Origin of the sequence: Mycobacterium sp. 663a-19 (genome assembly GCF_035616495.1) — a bacterium.
Classification (GTDB): Bacteria; Actinomycetota; Actinomycetes; order Mycobacteriales; family Mycobacteriaceae; genus Mycobacterium.
The window spans coordinates 40,223-59,538 of the sequence record NZ_JAPJAV010000007.1 but is presented as its reverse complement, the minus strand read 5'-3'; the positions used below and the strand labels follow the sequence as shown (position 1 = coordinate 59,538).

General features: G+C 70.8%; 17 protein-coding genes and 1 pseudogene. 13 read left to right on the top strand and 5 right to left on the bottom strand.

The features are described 5' to 3' along the window. Window positions 1-62 precede the first annotated feature (62 nt). Window positions 63-1,295 (bottom strand): protein kinase domain-containing protein, encoded by a 1,233-nt coding sequence (locus OQ968_RS13945; protein WP_420715914.1) that lies wholly within the window; start codon window positions 1,293-1,295, stop codon window positions 63-65. Between the two features lie 48 nt (window positions 1,296-1,343). Between OQ968_RS13945 and OQ968_RS13940 the strand changes: the two genes are divergently transcribed. After that, window positions 1,344-1,748, top strand: coding sequence for an Rv2175c family DNA-binding protein (locus OQ968_RS13940; RefSeq protein WP_324678751.1), 405 nt, complete (start codon window positions 1,344-1,346; stop codon window positions 1,746-1,748). On the opposite strand, the gene OQ968_RS13935 is transcribed toward OQ968_RS13940, so the two are convergent. Beyond that, complete coding sequence (locus OQ968_RS13935; protein WP_324678749.1) at window positions 1,735-3,270, bottom strand: alpha-(1->6)-mannopyranosyltransferase A; 1,536 nt, start codon at window positions 3,268-3,270, stop codon at window positions 1,735-1,737. The genes OQ968_RS13940 and OQ968_RS13935 overlap by 14 nt on opposite strands. Window positions 3,271-3,274: 4 nt before the next feature. Continuing rightward, on the bottom strand, window positions 3,275-4,324 hold the full coding sequence (idsA2, locus tag OQ968_RS13930; RefSeq protein WP_324678747.1) for a bifunctional (2E,6E)-farnesyl/geranyl diphosphate synthase: 1,050 nt from the start codon (window positions 4,322-4,324) through the stop codon (window positions 3,275-3,277). Between the two features lie 258 nt (window positions 4,325-4,582). Here idsA2 and OQ968_RS13925 point away from each other — a divergent pair, with 258 nt between their 5' ends. Beyond that, window positions 4,583-5,476 (top strand): mycobacterial-type methylenetetrahydrofolate reductase, encoded by an 894-nt coding sequence (locus tag OQ968_RS13925; RefSeq protein ID WP_324678745.1) that lies wholly within the window; start codon window positions 4,583-4,585, stop codon window positions 5,474-5,476. Here OQ968_RS13925 and OQ968_RS13920 read toward each other — a convergent pair. Together OQ968_RS13920 and OQ968_RS13915 are read right to left on the bottom strand one after the other, a co-directional pair. Further along, on the bottom strand, window positions 5,473-6,117 hold the full coding sequence (locus OQ968_RS13920) for an LppM family (lipo)protein (RefSeq protein WP_324679202.1): 645 nt from the start codon (window positions 6,115-6,117) through the stop codon (window positions 5,473-5,475). The genes OQ968_RS13925 and OQ968_RS13920 overlap by 4 nt on opposite strands. Before the next feature lie 97 nt (window positions 6,118-6,214). Then, entirely contained in the window at window positions 6,215-6,817 is a 603-nt protein-coding gene (locus tag OQ968_RS13915; protein WP_324678742.1) for an N-acetyltransferase, read from the bottom strand. A 327-nt stretch (window positions 6,818-7,144) separates the two neighbouring features. Between OQ968_RS13915 and OQ968_RS13910 the strand changes: the two genes are divergently transcribed. From OQ968_RS13910 to mraY, 11 genes and pseudogenes are all read left to right on the top strand, one after another. Next, window positions 7,145-7,549 (top strand): DUF3040 domain-containing protein, encoded by a 405-nt coding sequence (locus OQ968_RS13910; protein ID WP_324678740.1) that lies wholly within the window; start codon window positions 7,145-7,147, stop codon window positions 7,547-7,549. A gap of 358 nt (window positions 7,550-7,907) precedes the next feature. Further along, complete coding sequence (gene mraZ, locus OQ968_RS13905) at window positions 7,908-8,339, top strand: division/cell wall cluster transcriptional repressor MraZ (RefSeq protein WP_324678738.1); 432 nt, start codon at window positions 7,908-7,910, stop codon at window positions 8,337-8,339. Further along, the gene (rsmH, locus tag OQ968_RS13900) at window positions 8,314-9,486 is read left to right on the top strand and encodes a 16S rRNA (cytosine(1402)-N(4))-methyltransferase RsmH (protein ID WP_324678735.1); all 1,173 of its coding nucleotides are present in this window, start codon (window positions 8,314-8,316) and stop codon (window positions 9,484-9,486) included. The genes mraZ and rsmH overlap by 26 nt, the downstream gene beginning before the upstream one ends. After that, complete coding sequence (locus OQ968_RS13895) at window positions 9,483-10,592, top strand: hypothetical protein (RefSeq protein WP_324678733.1); 1,110 nt, start codon at window positions 9,483-9,485, stop codon at window positions 10,590-10,592. Before rsmH ends, OQ968_RS13895 begins: the two co-directional genes overlap by 4 nt. After that, complete coding sequence (locus tag OQ968_RS13890; protein ID WP_324678731.1) at window positions 10,589-12,619, top strand: penicillin-binding protein 2; 2,031 nt, start codon at window positions 10,589-10,591, stop codon at window positions 12,617-12,619. The genes OQ968_RS13895 and OQ968_RS13890 overlap by 4 nt, the downstream gene beginning before the upstream one ends. A gap of 59 nt (window positions 12,620-12,678) precedes the next feature. Beyond that, window positions 12,679-13,002 (top strand): annotated as a pseudogene (locus OQ968_RS13885) (hypothetical protein); the annotation flags it as partial. Between the two features lie 30 nt (window positions 13,003-13,032). Continuing rightward, a complete protein-coding gene (locus OQ968_RS13880; RefSeq protein WP_324678730.1) occupies window positions 13,033-13,404 on the top strand; it encodes a hypothetical protein in 372 nt (123 codons plus the stop codon). Between the two features lie 534 nt (window positions 13,405-13,938). Beyond that, window positions 13,939-15,087, top strand: a complete 1,149-nt coding sequence (locus tag OQ968_RS13875) for a hypothetical protein (RefSeq protein ID WP_324678728.1) — start codon at window positions 13,939-13,941, stop codon at window positions 15,085-15,087. 6 nt (window positions 15,088-15,093) lie between these two features. Then, window positions 15,094-16,680 carry a UDP-N-acetylmuramoyl-L-alanyl-D-glutamate--2,6-diaminopimelate ligase gene (locus OQ968_RS13870; protein WP_324678726.1) on the top strand — a complete coding sequence of 529 codons (1,587 nt, stop codon included), beginning with the start codon at window positions 15,094-15,096 and terminating at the stop codon, window positions 16,678-16,680. Next, a complete protein-coding gene (locus tag OQ968_RS13865; protein WP_324678724.1) occupies window positions 16,677-18,233 on the top strand; it encodes a UDP-N-acetylmuramoyl-tripeptide--D-alanyl-D-alanine ligase in 1,557 nt (518 codons plus the stop codon). Before OQ968_RS13870 ends, OQ968_RS13865 begins: the two co-directional genes overlap by 4 nt. After that, window positions 18,230-19,309, top strand: a complete 1,080-nt coding sequence (gene mraY / locus OQ968_RS13860) for a phospho-N-acetylmuramoyl-pentapeptide-transferase (protein WP_324678722.1) — start codon at window positions 18,230-18,232, stop codon at window positions 19,307-19,309. The genes OQ968_RS13865 and mraY overlap by 4 nt, the downstream gene beginning before the upstream one ends. The last annotated feature ends 7 nt before the right edge of the window (window positions 19,310-19,316 follow it).

Sequence of the window (19,316 nt, the reverse complement as noted above, 5' to 3'; positions counted from 1 at the left end):
GAACCATATCATTTCAATGTGTGTTGAAAAGGTCATTCTGGGGACAGTGCATTCGTCACGAATCACAGTAGGCCGGTCAGGTTGCTGCCGATCGTCCACGCCGCGGTCGCGACCAGCCCGGTGAGCGCGAGCACCACCGCCACCCAGACCAGCACCATGCGCCGGGCGTGCTGACGCTCCAGCGCGAACTCGCCGATCGCGATGCCGGCGAATTCGCCTGCGGCGGGCTCGTATTCGTATTCGTCGGCCTCCGGCCGGGCCGGGGGTTCGGGCTGGGGCCAGTCGCCGGGGTCACGGGTCAGCTGGCGGGTGGGGTGGCGACGCTCGGTCCTGCGGCTCTGCTGCGCCGCCGCCGACCGGTGCTGCGCGGAGTTGCGCGGGGCCGGCACCCGGAAGTCGGGCAGGCCCAATTCGTCGGCGATCGCGTCGACGTCGGCGGCCATCTCGATCGCGTCGGCGTAGCGGTCGGCGGGGTCGCGCGCGGTCGCGCGCGCCACCAGCTCGTCGAATTGCCGTGGCACACCGTCGATCGCGGCGCCGGCCCGCGGCACGTCGGAATCCAGCCGCTGGTAGGCGATCGACAGGGGCGAGTCGCCGGTGAACGGTGTGCGCCCGGTCAGCAGCTCGTAGGTGAGGATGCCGAGCGCGTAGACGTCGCTGCGCGGGCTGCTGCTGCCGTTGCGCACCTGCTCGGGGGACAGGTAGGCCGCGGTGCCCAGAATGACGCTGGCGGAAGTGATTCCGGCGGCGGCGACGGCGCGCACCAGCCCGAAATCGGCGATCTTGACGTCGCCGTCGTCGGAGATCAGGACGTTCTCGGGCTTGACGTCGCGGTGCACCAGTCCGGCCAGGTGCGCGGCGGCCAGCCCACCGAGCACCGGGCGCAGCACGGCCACCACGGCGTGCGGCGGCATCGGGCCGCGCTCGGCCAGCAGCTCGCGCAGCGTGCCGCCCTCGATGAGCTCCATGACCAGAAACGGGTGCCGGGCGTCCAAGCCCTGGTCGTAGACCGCGACCAGGCCGGGATTCTTCAGGCGGGCGACGGTGCGGGCCTCGAGCTGGAAGCGGGTCAGGAATTGCGCGTCGCCGGCGTAGCGGGAGTCCATCACCTTCAGCGCCACGGGGCGGTCGAGCCGGGTGTCGAGTCCGCGATAGACCGTCGAGGTGCCGCCGCTGGCGATCTTGGTCTGGACCAGGTAGCGGCCGTCCAGCAATGTGCTTTCCAACGGGTCGCCCGCCGCGGCTCCGGTCACGGGGCCATCGTAGGGGCGGCGCCGAGATTGGCGGTGGAACATTGGGTTCAACGCGCACACGCTGTCGCACGGCGGGCCTACACTTGCGCCGTGGGCAGTTTTCCGGCCGGCGACGATGTCCTAGATCCCGACGAGCCAACCTACGACCTGCCGCGGGTCGCCGAGTTGCTCGGGGTGCCGGTGAGCAAGGTGCAACAGCAGCTACGGGAGGGTCACCTGGTCGCGGTGAAGCGCGGCGGGGGCGTGGTGGTGCCGCAGGTGTTCTTCACCAATTCCGGTGAGGTGGTCAAGAGCCTGCCGGGGTTGCTGACGATCCTGCACGACGGCGGCTATCACGAGACCGAGATCGTGCGCTGGCTGTTCACCCCCGACCCGTCGCTGACGGTCACGCGCGACGGCACCCGCGACGCCATCAACAACGCCCGCCCCGTCGACGCGCTGCACGCGCATCAGGCGCGCGAAGTGGTGCGCCGGGCGCAGGCTATGGCGTACTGAGCGGCTGATCGACCGGCCCGGGCGCCCGGTGCAGCGTCTGCCAGGCGACCAGCGCGCACGCCAGGGCCAGGAAAACGTGCAGCCACGAATACATGCCGTGCGACCCGTCGGGCTTGAAGATCACCATCACCCAGGTGGAGAACGCGGCGATCGCCGCCACCGCTCGCCGCGACTGGGCCAGCGGGGCCGCGAGGGCCAGCGGCCAGGAGTAGTACCAGGGCAGGGCCGCCGGGACGAACAGCACCACGATCAGCATCGACCAGGCGATGCCGGCGAGCGCGGCCCGGTCGTCGCGGCGGAAGCGCCACCACAGCACCGGCAGCGCCACGGCGATGATCGCGATCCCGATGAGGCGGGTGATCCGCAGCGTGGCGTAGAAGTTGACCGGGAAAAGGCCGCTGCCCAGGGCGTGGATCAGGTTGGCCGCCGCGGTCGGCACGGTCAGCCAGTTGATGATCTTCACCGACCCGGCCAGCGCGGTCAGCCAGCCCAGCCCCACACCGGCGACCGCCGACAGGATGCCGAACACCACGGTGAAGGTCAGCAGCGACAGCGCGGTGGCCGCCAGGAACGCGGGGGCGCTCCGGTAGCCGCGTCGATCCCGCAGGTGCCGCATCCACACCCACACCAGAAACGGCAACGCGATACCGGCGGTGGCCTTGACCGCGATCGCGACGGTGATCAGCGTGACGCCCAGCGCGTGGCGGCCCTGGAAGCTCAGCGCGATCCCGGCGGCCATCAGGCCGACCATCAGCATCTCGTTGTGCACCCCGCCCATGAGGTGGATCAGCACCAGCGGGTTGAGCACACAGATCCACAGCGCGGTCGCGCCGCTGGTGCCCAGGTGGTGGGCCAGCCGGGGCGCGGCCCAGATCAGCAACGCCAGCCCGGGCAGCATGCACAGGCGCAGCAGCATGGTCCCGGCGATCACGTGATTGCCGACCACCATCGTGACCACCTTGGCAATCAGGATGAACACCGGGCCGTAGGGTGCGGTGGTGATGGTCCAGATGGGGCTCACGTTGTCCAGCAAGGCATTCGGGTTGGCGACCGGGCCCACGGCGTACGGGTCGAAGCCGTCGCGCAGCAGGGCGCCCTGGGCCAGATAGGAATAGGTGTCGCGGCTGAAGACGGGCACCGACACCAGCAGCGGCGCCAGCCAGAAGCCGGTGGTGGCCCGCATCGTGAACTCGGTCGCGGTGCCGGCCACCACGCGGCGGCCCAGCGCCAGCCACGCGATCAGCATCAGGCCCACGCCCGTCCACAACAGGATCGACGACAGCACCAGCCCGTGCCCGAAGCGCAACCAGGACATGTGCATCGCTTCGAGCAGGGGGTCGTGCGGCTTGATGCTGCCGGCGCCCAGCCCGCCCAGCGTGATCAGCACCGAGCCGCAGAAGCCCAGCCGCGCAGGCCCCGCCTCCGGCGTGGCCACGAAGGCGCGCAACCGTGAAAACCGTTGGGCAAACGGATGTTTCGTTGCCGACGGGCGTTCCGCCGGGGTGTGCGTCGGGGTGGTCATCGGTTCAGGCGGCCCGGTTGGTGGCCATCTTGGCCAGGTCGGACAGCCCCGCCTTGGCCGCGTCGCTGATCGGCGCGGCCGCCAAGGTGGCCAGCGCCCGCCGGGTGAGCTCGGCGATGCGTTGCTCGGCCGCGGCCAGCGCGCCCACCGACTCGATGATGCCGCGCAGCTCGCCCACCTGCGCATCGGTCAGGCGTTCGCCGATGGAGCTGCGTAACACGTTGGCCGCCAACGGATCCGACTTGTCCGCCAACTCCACCGCCTCGGCCAGCAGCACCGTGCGCTTGCCCGACCTCAGGTCGTCGCCGGACGGCTTGCCGGTGACCGCGGGATCCCCGAACACGCCCAGCACGTCGTCGCGCAGCTGGAACGCCACGCCGAGGTCGGTCCCGAACCGGTCGAAAACGGCTTGCACATCGGGCCGGTCGGCGGCGGCGGCCACGCCGAGCTGCAGCGGCCGGGTCACGGTGTAGCAGGCGGTCTTGAAGGTGGCGACGTTCATCGCCGGCGCGATCGACTCGGCGGCGCCGGCCTCGGCGGCGATGTCGAGGTATTGCCCGCCCAGCACCTCGGTCCGGATCTCGGCCCACACCCGCCGCACCCGCGACCGGGCGTCGGGGGGTATTCCCGCCCCGAGCACGATGTCGTCGGCCCAGGCCAGCGCCAGGTCGCCGAGCAGGATGGCCGCCGATATCCCGAACCGGTCGGGCGAGCCGCGCCAGGCCTGGTCGCGGTGCAGTGCGGCGAAGTGGACGTGAACCGTCGGGCGGCCGCGCCGGGTCGAGGAGCCGTCGATCACGTCGTCGTGCACTAGCGCGCAGGCGTGCAGCAGTTCCAGCGCCGAAAACAGCAGCAGCACTTCGGGATCGGGCTGTCCGGTCGCGACTGCGCGCCAGCCCCAGTAGGCGAACGCGGGCCGAATCCGCTTGCCGCCGCGCAGGACGAAGTCTTCCAGGGCGGCGACCAGGGCGCCGTATTCCGCGCCGATGTAGGCGGTCTCGGTGCGTCGCGCGTGCAGGTACCGCCGAAGCCGGTCGGTGACGGCGCCGGTCAACTCAGCGGTTGCCGCTGCCGCTGGGGCATTTGGGCTCAGCGCGGCGCCCCCTTCTGCTCGGCGTGGTGATGCTGGTCTATGGGCCCGACCAGTGTATTCGGCGCGGGGCGCGGGCCCGATCCCGACATCGTCGGTCCCCGATGGGCACGAGTTGCTTCGAGTGGCTCACTTTTCCCCCGCAAGCGGGTGGTACCCCCACGCCCCTCATATGCTGGCGGGGTGCCTGGGCGTGGGCACCTGACCGAGGGAAGGAGCCGCGTGACCCTCAGCACGATCGCGCTCGAGCTGGTGCCGCCGAACGTCGACGACGGTCGGGACCGGGCACTCGACGATGCGCGAAAAGTTGTGCGGTACTCGGCGGAGTCCGGTCTGGCGGGCCGGATCCGGCACGTGATGATACCGGGGATGATCGCCGAGGAGGACGACCGTCCGGTCGCGATGAAGCCGAAGCTGGACGTGCTGGACTTCTGGTCGCTGATCAAACCGGAGTTGCCGGGGTTCAACGGCCTGTGCACCCAGGTGACCGCGTTCTCCGACGAGCAGTCCCTGCGCAAGCGGCTCACCCTGCTGTCCGATGCGGGCATGCAGGGCGTGGTGTTCGTCGGCGTGCCGCGCACGATGAACGACGGCGAGGGCTCCGGGGTCGCGCCGACCGACGCGCTGTCGATCTACCGCGACCTGATCCCCAATCGCGGGGTGATCCTGATCCCCACCCGCGACGGCGAACAGGGCCGGTTCAACTTCAAGTGCGACCAAGGCGCGACGTACGGCATGACGCAGTTGCTGTACTCCGACGCGATCGTCGGCTTCTTGACCGAGTTTGCCAAGACCACCGACCACCGGCCGGAGATCCTGCTGTCGTTCGGCTTTGTGCCCAAGGTGGAAAGCCGCGTCGGCCTGATCAATTGGCTGATTCAGGATCCGGGCAATGCCGCGGTGGCCGACGAGCAGGCGTTCGTCAAACGGCTGGCCGCCAGCGAGCCCGCGCAGAAGCGCCGGCTGATGGTCGACCTGTACAAGCGGGTGATCGACGGCGTCGGCGACCTCGGCTTTCCGCTCAGCATCCACCTCGAGGCGACCTACGGGGTGTCGGGCCCGGCGTTCGCGACGTTCGCGGAGATGCTGGCCTACTGGTCCCCCGACGCGCCCTAACCGGGCGGTTGGTCGCGGGGCGCGGTGAACCGCTCGGAGCGGTCCCGGCCGACCCAGGCCAGCACGCCGACCACGGCGGCGGCCGCGAAGGACGCGATGCCCAGCCAGACGCCCGCGCCGGTGAACGAACGCGTGTTGGGATCGGTGTAGCGGGCCTGGGCGTTCATCGTGCTCACCACGCCGGGCTTGAGCTTCCACGACACGACGTCGGGCTCGACGCGGTCGCCGTTGGTCGAGGTCACCACCCCGGGGAAGGCGACGGTCAATTCGACGTCGGCGTCGCTGTCGGTGACCGACGTCAGATCCGCTCGGCCCTCCATGATCACCACGCTGCCGCTTCTGCGCAGCGACAGGTTCACGCCCTGCGCGTCGGGGTTCATGTGCACCAGCTGCGGCACCTCGGCGAACGTCAGATCGGAGAACACCGCCTGCGAGCCGACGTAGCCGTCGCTGTCGTAGTTCGACACCGCCACCTTCTGGCCGAACGGCAGATCGCCGCCGAGCTGGGGGCCGGGGTCCTTGGGGCTCTTCGGCTTGGCCGCCGCGATGACCTCGCCGGACACCAGGTCGTCGGGCGAGATGGTCAGCGACGCCCTGACCCGCAGGCATCCGGTGGCCAGCGGGACGAGCAGCAGCAGCATCGCGATGACCAGCAGGCGGCGCCGCCGAGCGGTGAATCCTCGGGCTTTCGGCGCTGACGGGCTCGCGGGCACCAGGTCATCGTGCCAGATCCGGTCGCTACAGGGGCAGCGCGCGGCCCAGGATCGCGAACGCCCGCGGATCGCCGGCGAAGTGGTAGCCGCGGATGATGTCGGCGAATCCCAGCCGCCGGTACAACCGCCACGCGCGGTTGGGCTCACCGTTGGTCTCCGGCGTGGAGAGCAGGACGTTGCGTTCCCCGCGGCCGGCGAGCAGCCGGCGGGCCAGCGCCTCGCCGAGGCCGCGGCCCTGAGCGCGCGGATGAATGTGCAATTCGGTCAGCTCGAAGTAACTGGTCATCAGCCGGGTGATCTCCTGATGCGGCAGGCCGCCGCGCTGCAGGCCCAGCACGACCTGCTGCTGCCACCACTGACCGGGCGCACCGGGGTAGCCGTAGGCGACGCCGAGCAGCGGCGCGTCGCTCAGCTCGGCCGCCGACGGCGGCTCCGGGCCGGACGGCGCGTCGGCCTCGACGACGGCGGCGCCCTGCCAGCCCTGGCGCCGAATGTGCTCCAGCCACATCGCGGCGCGCTGGTTCTCGGTGCCCCTCGGATAGCGCATCGCGTCGACGTAGACCCCGAGAGCGTCACCGAGGCGGCGCTCCATATCGTGCGGTGGCAGATCGATGAGGAATATCGCCAACTCGCGGAGTCCTCCTCAGCCTCATGCAGTGGCCCGGCCGTGCGACCTATCGCCATTATCGGACCCGACGCGCGGCGTTGCTCGAGCGGTCGCCTCCGCAACAGGGTTGTAGCGCACCGCCGTTGCCGCCGACATGTTCGTCGGGTCCCAGTCGGGTCCCAGTCGGGTCGTCGCCGGGATGATCGCGACGATGCACCAGGGATAGAATCGCTGCCGAACCAGTGGTACGCCGCAGATTGACCTCGTATCATCTGAGTTAGTTGCCCCAAAACGGGCATCCGCGTGATATCGATAGTTACGTGCCAAGCGGTCGGCAAGGAGGGACGAATGCCACTCTCCGATCATGAGCAGCGGATGCTCGATCAGATCGAGAGCGCTCTCTATGCCGAGGACCCCAAGTTCGCTTCGAGCGTGCGTGGCGTGGGCTTCCGGGCGCCGACCGCGCGACGGCGGTTGCAGGGCGCGGCGCTGTTCGTCATCGGTCTGGCCATGCTGGTTTCCGGCGTGGCGTTCAAGGCCACGATGATCGGGAACTTCCCGATTCTCAGTGTCTTTGGCTTCGTCGTGATGTTCGGCGGGGTGGTGTTCGCCATCACCGGTCCGCGGTTGTCCGCCCGGTCGGGCCACTCGGGGTCGCTGCCGGGATCGGCGCGCCAGCGCCGCAGCAAGGGCGGCGGGGGCTCGTTCACCAGCCGCATGGAGGACCGGTTCCGTCGTCGTTTCGACGAGTAGCCGGATCTCCTGATACACAGCGCCTGACACAGCGGGGTAGCCGACGGCTACCCTGTTTCGCGCTCGTGCCCGATTCGAGCCCCAATCGAGGCCAAACCGTGGCCCGCCGCGCCCCGCCGGGCCGGTTTTGGCCCCACTTCGCCCCACCCACCGACTTCTCCCGCGTGAAATGCGGTTTTCCGGCGCGACAATCCGGCGCCCGGGCGGGCCGGGCGGCCGTCGCATCGACTTAGGTGGCGGAAAGCCCGGAAAAATCGTCGACGACACCGCGTGAATGGGGCGAAGTGGGGGATTGTGGGGTATGGTGGCTGAAGCGTTTGGGTGAGGCGAGAGCCGGGTCTCCACGGGAGGTGAGCTGGTGTTTCTCGGCACCTACACGCCCAAGCTCGACGACAAGGGGCGGCTGACGCTGCCCGCAAAGTTCCGCGACGCGCTGGCAGGGGGGTTGATGGTCACCAAGAGCCAAGATCACAGCCTGGCCGTGTACCCGCGGACGGAATTCGAGCAGCTGGCCCGACGGGCGAGCAAGGCCCCGAAGAGCAACCCGGAAGCCAGGGCGTTCCTGCGCAACCTGGCCGCCGGCACCGACGAGCAGCATCCCGACGCCCAGGGGCGCATCACCTTGTCGTCCGACCACCGCCGCTACGCCAACCTCTCCAAGGACTGTGTGGTGATCGGCGCGGTCGACTACCTCGAGATCTGGGACGCGCAGGCCTGGCACGACTACCAGCAAACCCACGAAGAGAACTTCTCCGCGGCCAGCGATGAAGCACTCGGCGACATCATCTGAGGCGCATGCCCGTGCATCGTGGCCTCTGCCCGAACCGACCCTGGCGTACTTCCCCAACGCCAGGTTCGTACGTTCGGACAGGGACCCCGGTGCCTGGGCGTCGCGCCCGACCAGGGGAGGTGTTGCGGTGCTTGACGATCCGCGAGACTTCGGGCACGTGCCCGTCCTGGCGCGGCGTTGCGTCGAGCTGCTGACCCCCGCACTGACCCGCCACCACCCGGACGGATCGGGGGCGCTGCTGGTCGACGCCACCGTCGGCGCGGGCGGGCACGCGGAGCGGTTCCTCACCGAGTTGCCGGGGCTGCGGCTGATCGGGCTCGACCGCGATCCCAGCGCCCTGGACATCGCCCGGGACCGGCTGCGGCGATTCGACGACCGGGTCACGCTGGTGCACACGAGGTTTGACGGGCTCGCCGCGATGCTGGCCGAATCCGGTTATGCCCCAACGGAATCGGTCGACGGCGTGCTGTTCGACCTCGGCGTCTCGTCGATGCAGGTCGACCGCGCGCAGCGAGGCTTCGCGTATGCGCAGGACGCGCCGCTGGACATGCGGATGGACCCGGGCTCCTCGCTCACCGCGGCCGACATCCTCAACACCTACGACGAGACCGCGCTGGCCGACATCCTGCGCCGCTACGGCGAGGAGCGGTTCGCGCGCCGCATCGCGGCGCACATCGTCCGGCGGCGCGCGCACGCGCCGTTGACGTCGACGTCGGAGCTGGTTGCGCTGATCTACCAAGCGATTCCGGCTCCGGCCCGGCGCACCGGCGGGCACCCGGCCAAGCGCACGTTCCAGGCGCTGCGGATCGCGGTCAACGAGGAGCTGGACTCGCTGCGCGACGCCATTCCCGCCGCCCTGGACGCGCTCGCCGTCGCGGGCCGGCTCGTGGTGCTGGCCTACCAATCGCTGGAGGACCGCATCGTCAAGCGGGCGTTCGCCGACGCGGTCGCCTCGCGCACACCGGTGGACCTGCCGGTCGAATTGCCGGGCCACGGGCCACGATTCCGGTTGTTGACGCACGGCGCGGAACGCGCCGACGCCGCCGAGATCGAGCGCAACCCGCGCAGCGCCGCGGTGCGATTACGGGCCGTGCAACGGGTGCAGCACAACGCCGAAGCGCAGACAACCGGGAAGGGCCACGCATGAAGGCAAAGCGCGACACGCAAAAACGCCGCGCTGTCGGTGACCGCCGCGACCGGCGCGACGGGGCCGCCCGGAAGGCCCGGCGCGCCACCGCCGATGCGGCGCCGCCGCGCCGGACCCGACCGGCGAGGGGCGCCGCGCCCGCCCGCGAAGCCCGGGCGCCCAGGTCCGGCCCGCAGACCGGCCCGATCGCCCGGCCGGTCGAGCGGTCGGCCCGGCCGAAGAGCACAAGCCAGGCCAAGGCGCGCGCCAAGGCGCGGAAAGCCAAGGCGCCCAAGGTCGTCCGGCCGCGGCTGACCGAGCGGATGGCCAACCGACTGGCGTCGATCGACCTGCGGCCCCGGACGCTGGCGAGCAAGGTCCCGTTCGTCGTGCTGGTGATCGGCGCCATCGGCCTCGGGCTGGGCCTGACGCTGTGGCTGTCCACCGACTCCGCGGAGCGCTCCTACCAGTTGAGCCACGCCCGGGAGCGCAACCGGCTGCTGCAGCAGCAGAAGGAGTCGCTGGAACGCGATGTGCGCGAGGCGGAGTCGGCGCCGGCGCTGGCCGAGGCCGCCCGCAAGCAGGGCATGATCCCGACGCGGGACACCGCCCACCTGGTCCAGGACCCGGCCGGCAACTGGGTGGTGGTCGGCACGCCCAAGCCGGCCGACGGCGTTCCGCCGCCGCCGCTGAACACCAAGCTTCCCGAACCGGGCCCGCCGCCACCCCCGAAGCCGGCGGCGCTTCCCCCCGAGGTCCCGATCCGGGTGCAGCCGGCCCCCGCTGGTCCCGGTGGGCCTCCCGCGCCGGCGAGGTCGGGCCCGGAGGCGTTGCTGCGCGCGCCGGACGGCTCGACGACGCTGGGCGGCCAGCACCTGCCGCAGGCCGCCCCGCCGCTGCCGGGCATGCCCGGCGGGCCGGCCACCGGGCAGTTCCAGGGTGGAATGCCCCTGCCGGGCCTGCCGGCCCCCGCGGCTCCGGCGACCGCCCCGGCGCCCCCCGAGGTGTCGATTCCGTTGGGCGGGTTGCCCGTCCCGACGAGCGCGCCCGCCCCGCTGCCCGCCGAGGTGCCGGTCCCGCTGCAACCGGTTGCTCCCGCCGCGACGACGCCGGGTGCGCCCAGGTGAGCCGCGGCGACTCCCGGCGCACGCGCCGGCCGGCGCGCCCGACCCGGGGACGCGGCGCGGCGCAGGACGCCAAGCATGTCGGGCGCCCCAAGCGGGCCCGCAAGCCGGAAAAGACCCCGAAGGCGCAGAAGGCCAAGGCGGCCACGAAATCCCGCGCGGCGCCCGACGCGGCGGGCCGGTCCACGCGGGAGCGGCGCACCCGTCAGCTGGTCGAGGTGGGCACCCGCGGTGCGTCGTTCGTGTTCCGGCATCGCGCCGGCAACGTCGTCATCCTGGTGCTGATGGTGGTGGCGGCGGCGCAGCTGTTCGTCCTGCAGGTGACGAATGCCCCGAAGCTGCGGGCCCAGGCCGCCGGCCAGCTCAAGGTCACCGACGTCGAGAAGGCGGTCCGCGGCAGCATCGTCGACCGCAACAACGAACGGCTGGCGTTCACCATCGAGTCCCGCGCGCTGACGTTTCAGCCCAAGCGAATTCACCAGCAGTTGGAGGAAGCCAAGAGGAAGAACTCCGCGGCCCCCGATCCGCAGCAGCGGCTGCGCGACATCGCCACCGAGGTCGCGGCCCGGCTGAACAACAAGCCCGACTTTCAGACCGTGCTGAAAAAATTGCAGAGCAACGACAACTTCGTCTACCTGGCGCGCGCCGTCGACCCCGCCGTCGCCAGCGCGATCTCCGACAAATACCCCGAGGTCGGCTCCGAGCGGCAGGACCTGCGCCAGTACCCGGGCGGATCGCTGGCCGCCAACATCGTCGGCGGCATCGACTGGGACGGCCACGGCCTGCTGGGGCTGGAGGACTCCCTGGACTCCGTGCTGTCCGGAACCGACGGCTCGGTCACCTATGACCGCGGCTCGGACGGCGTCGTCATCCCCGGCAGTTACCGCAACCGGCACCGGGCGGTCAACGGCTCGACCGTGCAGCTCACCATCGACGACGACATCCAGTTCTACGTGCAGCAGCAGGTCCAGCAGGCCAGGAATGTGTCTGGCGCGCACAACGTTTCGGCGGTCGTCCTGGACGCCAAGAACGGCGACGTGCTGGCCATGGCCAATGACAACACCTTCGACCCGTCGCAGGACATCGGGCGCCAGGGCGACAAGCAGCTGGGCAACCTGGTGGTGTCCTCGCCGTTCGAGCCGGGCTCGGTGAACAAGGTGATCACCGCGTCGTCGGTGATCGAATACGGCCTCACCAACCCCGACGAGGTGCTGCACGTGCCCGGCTCGATCCAGATGGGCGGGGTCACCGTGCACGACGCCTGGGAGCACGGCGTGATGCCCTACACCACCACCGGCATATTCGGGAAGTCGTCGAACGTCGGCACCCTGATGCTGGCGCAGCGCGTCGGCCCGGAACGCTTCTACGACATGGTCCGCAAGTTCGGGCTGGGTCAGCGCACCGGCGTCGGGCTGCCCGGTGAGAGCGCCGGGCTGGTGCCGCCCATCGACCAGTGGTCGGGCAGCACGTTCTCGAACCTGCCTATCGGCCAGGGTCTTTCGATGACGCTGCTGCAGATGGCCGACATGTACCAGACCATCGCCAACGACGGGGTGCGGGTACCGCCGCGGATCATCAAGGCCACCATCGCGCCCGACGGCACCCGCACCGAGGAGCCCCGCCCGGAGGGGATCCGGGTGGTGTCGCCGCAGACGGCGCAGACCGTGCGGGGCATGCTGCGCGCCGTCGTGCAGCGCGACCCGATGGGTTACCAGCAGGGGACCGGGCCGGCGGCCGGGGTGCCCGGCTACCAGATCGCCGGCAAGACGGGCACCGCCCAGCAGATCAACCCGGGCTGCGGTTGCTACTTCGACGACGTCTACTGGATCACCTTCGCCGGGATGGCCACCGCCGACAACCCGCGCTACGTCATCGGCATCATGATGGACAACCCGGAGCGCAACGCCGACGGCACGCCCGGTCATTCGGCGGCCCCGCTGTTCCACAACATCGCCGGCTGGCTGATGCAGCGCGAGAACGTCCCGCTGTCGCCCGACCCGGGCCCGCCGCTGACGCTGCAGGCCACCTAAAAGGCGAGCCCCTCGGACGCGACGCCCACCGGGTGCGCCTCGGTAGGGTCTCAGCTGTTCGCAATAAGGTGCGCCGGCTGTTGGCGGATCCGAGAGTCACGGTCGTGGTCGTCGAACACCGGGATCGGTTGGGGTGGATGAACACCGAGTTGGTGGAGTCGGCGCTCTCGGCGCACGGTCGTCGGCTGGTGGTGCTCGACGCCGGTGAAGGCGATGACGATCTGGTGCGCGACATGGTCGAAGTGTTGACCTCGTTCTGCGCACGGCTCTACGGGCGTCGGTCGGCGCGCAACCGGGCACTGAAAGCCATGGGTTGCGCCCAGCGTGATGTCGGACCGCGGGCGGCTGTCAGTGGTCGGGGGAATGATGGTGGCCATGCGTGAGTTTCGGGGAAGGCTCTTGGCATGAGTGGCGTGCGAGTCGTCGCCAGTGCGGCGTTGTCGAGCAATTTCGACAAGCGCTACGTCGTCGTCGACGAGGCGACCGGCGAGATTGTGGATGACGCTCAGGGATACGGGTACAAGACCGCGCAGAACGCGCACCGGGCACACGCCTACAAATCGATGCCGCCGAAGAAGAAACGCCAACGAGACGCCGCCAAACGACAGGTCCAACGCTGGTGTGGTGCGCACCCAGAATTCATGCAGCACGTCGAGCAATCGATGTTCTATGCGATGAAGGCCGGCGAAAGCTTTATTGCGGCAGATGTGCGGGCAATCTTGGCCGAACACGGCTTGGAGCTGCCGTTCTCGGTCAAAGGCCTGATGCGGCACTGGAACTGGTGATGCAGCGTGGGTAAGCAGCTGCGCCGGATCGGTGAGCCGGTGGTCGCTGCCCCGCCGGCCGGTGCTCGGGTTCGCACCCGGTTGCACCTGAGTGAGCATGAAACCGAGGTACTGGCGGGAATCGGAAAGTTTCTGGGTTCGGTGTATCGCCGCGAGCTGGCGCACCGGATCTCAATGGGCCACTTGGACCGTAAGGCGCACGCGGTGTGGCGGGCCCAGCGTAAGCAGGCGGTGACCGCAGTGTCGTCGTCGCGGTGGGCCGGCGCGATCACCCGCGCGGCTGAGGACCAGTACCAGCTCGGCATGCGAGCCCTAACCGACCAGGTGGCCGATTTGCGGTCCGCGATTGCGATACTGGAACGTCGATGCGGGTTGCGTCCCGGCCAGGCATCCGCCCCCGCGCGGGATGCTGAGGGTGGTCCGCGGCGAGGGTCCCGGCGGCCGGTGCGGGGGTATGCCAGTGCGGCGCAGCGGTTCTCCAAGACCCGCAGGCTGGCGGCGCTACGCGAGCGGCTGGCCGCTGCCGGGGAGGCATTGGCGGCAGGATGCCCGTCGATCACCCTTGGCGGCAACCGTTTGTGGCGCACCCGCCAGAACCTCGCCGCCGCTGAGATGACTGCGCAGCAGTGGCGCGGGCACTGGGATGCGGCCCGAATGTTTTTGACCGCGGACGGTGAATCTGGCAAGACCGGCGGTAACGAAACGATCCGCGTCGACACCCACGGCCGGTTACGGATCAAAGTCCCTGCCGCGCTGGCGGATCGATTCGGTGCGCATTTACACATCGCCGCACCTGTCGTGTTCAACCACCGTAGCGATGAGTGGGGCGATCGAGTTCATCATCGGCGAGCGGTGCGCTACGACATCACCTTCGACCCGAAACGTGACCGCTGGTATCTGGACGCGTCCTGGACAATTACCCCGGCTCCGATCGGCGAGCTCGACGAGCTGCGCGACGGCCACGTGCTTGGTGTGGATCTCAACGCTGATCACCTAGCTGCATGCGTCCTGGACTGTTCGGGCAATCCGGTCGGCGCGCCGGTCACCATCCCCGTCGACGCCGAAGGTTTACCTGCCACACGGCGCGATGGGCGGGTTCGGGCCGCGATCACCACGTTGCCCGACCTCGCGGTCCACCACAATTGCACCGCGGTGGTGGTGGAGAACCTCGATTTCGCTGATGCGCGTTCCGCTGGCCGTGAGACGTTGGGCCGTGGCCGCCGCGGGAAGCGGCTACGGCGCACCGTCGCCGGTATCCCCACGGCCAAGTTCAGATCCCGGCTCACCTCGATGGCCGCCCGCCGTAGTATCGCGGTCATCGGCGTGGACCCCGCCTACACCAGCAGGTGGGGGCGTCAGCACTGGCGCACCCCTCTTCAACAGCAGACGTCCGACCCGGCCACCGTGACCGTGCATCACGGTGCGGCAGCCGCGATCGGCAGACGTGGACTCGGCAAGCCGATCAGGCGTCGACCGGCAGGACCCCGCTCTCAACAGCGGATGCGTGCGGGCACTCCACCGGCCAGACCTGACCAGCCGCCGGACACCACACGACGGTGCCGTAGTTTTGGCTCACCGACCTGCCCACAACGACGACGAGGCATGCCGGTCCACCAGAGAGCACCCACCGTCAGCGGCCAACACCGTTCGGGCCGCACAGGACTCACTCCTGCTCAGTATTGAGGAACGGTGTCATGGCTGATCATGGGGATCAGGCGGCGCCGGAGGGAGGTGACACACGTGGAGCCCACCGCGTTGCGCCCCTCCGACACCGCGGGCGCGCGGCTGCCGGCGCTGGCGGCCCGGATCGGCGCCGCGCCGGCCGACGGCGCCGAGGCCGTGCCCGACGTGCCGGTCACCGGCGTGACGCTGCGTGCCCAGGACGTGCGGCCCGGCGACCTGTTCGCCGCGCTGCCCGGCTCGACCACCCACGGCGCCCGGTTCGCCGGCGATGCGATCGAACGCGGCGCCGTCGCGGTGCTCACCGACGCCGCCGGGGTCGCCGAGATGGCCGGCCGCGCCGGCACCGTGCCCACGCTGGTGCACCCCGCGCCCCGCGCCGTGCTCGGCGGCCTGGCCGCCGCGGTGTACGGAAACCCGTCGGAGAAGATGACGGTCGTCGGGATCACCGGGACGTCGGGCAAGACCACCACCACCTATCTGGTCGAGTCCGGCCTGCGGGCCGGCGGCCGCACCCCCGGACTGATCGGCACCGTCGGCATCCGCATCGACGGCGCCGACATCCCCAGCGCGCTGACCACCCCCGAGGCCCCCGCGCTGCAGGCGATGCTGGCCGCGATGGCCGAACGCGGCGTCGACACCGTGGTCATGGAGGTATCCAGCCACGCGCTGACGCTGGGCCGGGTGGACGGCACCGGGTTCGCGATCGGCGCCTTCACCAACCTTTCCCGCGACCACCTCGACTTTCACCCCACCATGGCCGACTACTTCGAGGCCAAGGCGTCGCTGTTCGACCCGGGCTCGCCGCTGCGCGCCCGCACCGCGATCGTGTGCATCGACGACGACGCCGGGCGCGCGATGGCCGCCCGGGCCGGCGATGCGATCACCGTCAGCGCCACCGGCCGGCCCGCCGACTGGCGCGCGGTGGACGCGGCGCCGCTGGGGGCCGGGGGACAGGAGTTCACCGCCGTCGACCCCGCCGGCGCGCACCACCGCATCGGCATCCGGCTACCCGGCGACTACAACGTCGCCAATTGCCTTGTCGCGCTGGCGATCCTGGACGCGGCGGGGGTCCCCCCGGAGCGGGCGGCGCCCGGGCTGCTGGAAACCCGGGTTCCCGGGCGGCTGGAGGAGATCGACCGCGGCCAGGACTTCCTGGCGCTGGTCGACTACGCCCACAAGCCCGGCGCGTTGCGGGCGGTGCTGACCGCCCTGGCGCGCCCGGGGCACCGGCTGGCGGTGGTGTTCGGCGCCGGCGGCGAGCGCGACCCGGGCAAGCGCGGGCCGATGGGCGAGATCGCCGCCGAGCTGGCCGATTTGGTCGTCGTCACCGACGACAACCCGCGCGGCGAGGACCCCGCGGCGATCCGGCGCGAGATCCTCGCCGGGGCGGCCGGCGGCCCCGCGCGGGTGGTCGAGGTCGCCGACCGGCGGGCGGCCATCGAGCACGCGGTCGCCTGGGCGGGCCCCGGCGACGTCGTGGTGATCGCCGGCAAGGGCCACGAAACCGGGCAACGCAGCGGCGGACAGACCCGCCCGTTCGACGACCGGGTGGAGCTGGCCCGGGCGCTGGAGGCCCTGGAGGCCCGGCGATGATCGACCTGACCGTCGCCCGGATCGCCGAGATCGTCGGCGGCACACTGGCCGACGTGTCGCCGGAGGCCGCCGCACAACTCCGGGTCACCGGGACCGTCGAATTCGACTCGCGGGCCATCGGTCCCGGCGGGCTGTTCCTGGCGCTGCCCGGGGCGCGCTCGGACGGGCACGACCACGCCGGCGCGGCGGTCGCGGCCGGGGCGGTCGCGGTGCTGGCCGCGCGGCCGGTCGGGGTCCCCGCCATCGTGGTGCCCCCGGTCGGCGAGACCGACTCGCGGGCGGGGGTGCTCGAGCACGACGCCGACGGGTCGGGCGCCGCGGTCCTGGCCGCGCTGGCCAGGCTGGCCACGGCGGTGGCGGCCGAGCTGGTGGCGGGCGGGCTGACCATCATCGGGATCACCGGCTCGTCGGGAAAGACCTCGACCAAGGACCTGGTGGCCGCCGTGCTGCGGCCGCTGGGCGAGGTGGTGGCTCCGCCGGGGTCGTTCAACAACGAGCTGGGTCATCCCTGGACGGTGTTGCGCGCGACGCGGGACACCGACTTCCTGGTCCTGGAGATGTCGGCGCGCCACCCCGGCAACATCGCCGAGCTGGCCCGGATCGCCCCGCCCGCGATCGGGGTGGTGCTCAACGTCGGCACCGCGCACCTGGGCGAGTTCGGCTCGCGCGAGGCCATCGCGCGCACCAAAGCCGAACTGCCGCAAGCTGTTCCGGAATCGGGCGTCGTCGTGCTCAACGTCGACGACCCCGCCGTGGCCGCGATGGCCCATGTCACCGACGCCTGGGTGGTTCGGGTGAGCCGGGCCGCCCACACCGAATCGGGGCCCAGCGACGTGTGGGCCGAAAACGTGTCGCTGGACGAATTGGCCAGGCCGCGTTTTACCCTGCACGCGATGGACCCGCGAGGCGCTGCTGAAGCCGAGGTGCGCCTCGGCGTGTATGGCGACCATCAGGTCACCAACGCGTTGTGCGCCGGCGCGGTCGCGCTGCAATGCGGCGCCGGCGTCGAGCAGGTGGCCGCCGCGCTCGCCGACGCCGGGCCGGTGTCGCGGCACCGGATGCAGGTGACCACCCGCCCCGACGGGGTGACCGTGATCGACGACGCCTACAACGCCAACCCCGACTCGATGCGGGCCGGGTTGCAGGCGCTGGCCTGGATCGCCCGCGGCGGCGACAACCGGAAGCCCCGCCGCAGCTGGGCGGTGCTGGGCGAAATGGCCGAGCTCGGCGAGGACGCGATAACCGAGCACGACCGCATCGGCCGGCTGGCGGTGCGCTTAGATGTCTCTCGACTCGTTGTGGTGGGAGTGGGGAGGTCGATGAGCGCCATGCACCACGGGGCGGTCATGGAGGGCTCGTGGGGCTCGGAAACCGGCCCGGGAGCCGATCGAGGGGCCGTGAACGTGGCCGACGCCGACGCCGCCCTGGCGTTGTTGCGGGCCCAGGTGCGACCCGGCGACGTGGTTCTGGTCAAGGCGTCGAACGCGGCCGGGCTGGGTGTGCTGGCCGAGGCGCTGGCCGCAGACGACCCCGCCGGCGAGGTCGGCCCGTGAGGCAGATCCTCATCGCCGTCGCCGTCGCGCTTGCCGTGTCAATCCTGTTGACCCCGGCGCTGATTCGGCTGTTCACCAAGCAGGGGTTCGGCCACCACACCCGCGAGGACGGCCCGCCCAGCCACCACACCAAACGCGGCACGCCGTCGATGGGCGGGGTGGCGATCCTGGCCGGCATCTGGGCGGGGTATCTGGGCACGCACCTCGCCGGGCTGGCGTTCGACGGCGACGGCGTCACCGCGTCGGGGCTGCTGGTGCTGGGCCTGGCCACCGTGCTGGGCGGCGTCGGGTTGGTCGACGACCTGATCAAGATCCGCCGGTCGCGCAACCTCGGGCTGAACAAGACGACCAAGGCGGTCGGGCAGGTCACCGCGGCGGTGTTGTTCGGCGCGCTGGTGCTGCAGTTCCGCAACGCCAACGGCCTGACCCCGGCCAGCGCCGACCTGTCCTACGTCCGCGAAATCGCCACCGTCACATTGGCTCCCGGACTGTTCGTGCTGTTCTGTGTGGTCATCGTCAGCGCCTGGTCGAACGCGGTCAACTTCACCGACGGCCTGGACGGGCTGGCCGCCGGAACCATGGCGATGGTCACCGGGGCCTACGTGCTGATCACCTTCTGGCAGTACCGCAATGCGTGCGCGACCGCGCCCGGCCTGGGCTGCTACAACGTGCGCGACCCGCTGGACCTGGCGCTCGTCGCGGCCGCCACGGCGGGCGCCTGCATCGGCTTTTTGTGGTGGAACGCCGCGCCGGCCAAGATCTTCATGGGTGACACCGGGTCGCTGGCGCTGGGCGGCATCATCGCCGGCCTGTCGGTCACCAGCCGCACCGAGATCCTCGCGGTCGTGCTGGGGTCGCTGTTCGTCGCCGAGGTCACCTCGGTGGTGCTGCAGATCCTGGCGTTCCGCACCACCGGGCGCCGGGTGTTCCGGATGGCGCCGTTCCACCACCACTTCGAGCTCAGCGGGTGGGCCGAGACCACGGTGATCATCCGCTTCTGGCTGCTCACCGCGATCACCTGCGGCCTGGGCGTGGCACTGTTCTACGGCGAGTGGCTGGCCGCGGTCGGTGCCTGACGTGTCC

Excerpts from the sequence above, each read along its gene's own strand:
- OQ968_RS13945 (WP_420715914.1), bottom strand. The coding sequence starts at position 1,295 with ATGTTCCACCGCCAATCTCGGCGCCGCCCCTACGATGGCCCCGTGACC.
- OQ968_RS13935 (WP_324678749.1), bottom strand. The coding sequence starts at position 3,270 with ATGACCACCCCGACGCACACCCCGGCGGAACGCCCGTCGGCAACGAAA.
- OQ968_RS13920 (WP_324679202.1), bottom strand. The coding sequence starts at position 6,117 with ATGCTGCTGCTGCTCGTCCCGCTGGCCACCGGATGCCTGCGGGTCAGG.
- OQ968_RS13910 (WP_324678740.1), top strand. The coding sequence starts at position 7,145 with ATGCCACTCTCCGATCATGAGCAGCGGATGCTCGATCAGATCGAGAGC.
- rsmH (WP_324678735.1), top strand. The coding sequence starts at position 8,314 with ATGAAGCACTCGGCGACATCATCTGAGGCGCATGCCCGTGCATCGTGG.
- OQ968_RS13895 (WP_324678733.1), top strand. The coding sequence starts at position 9,483 with ATGAAGGCAAAGCGCGACACGCAAAAACGCCGCGCTGTCGGTGACCGC.
- OQ968_RS13865 (WP_324678724.1), top strand. The coding sequence starts at position 16,677 with ATGATCGACCTGACCGTCGCCCGGATCGCCGAGATCGTCGGCGGCACA.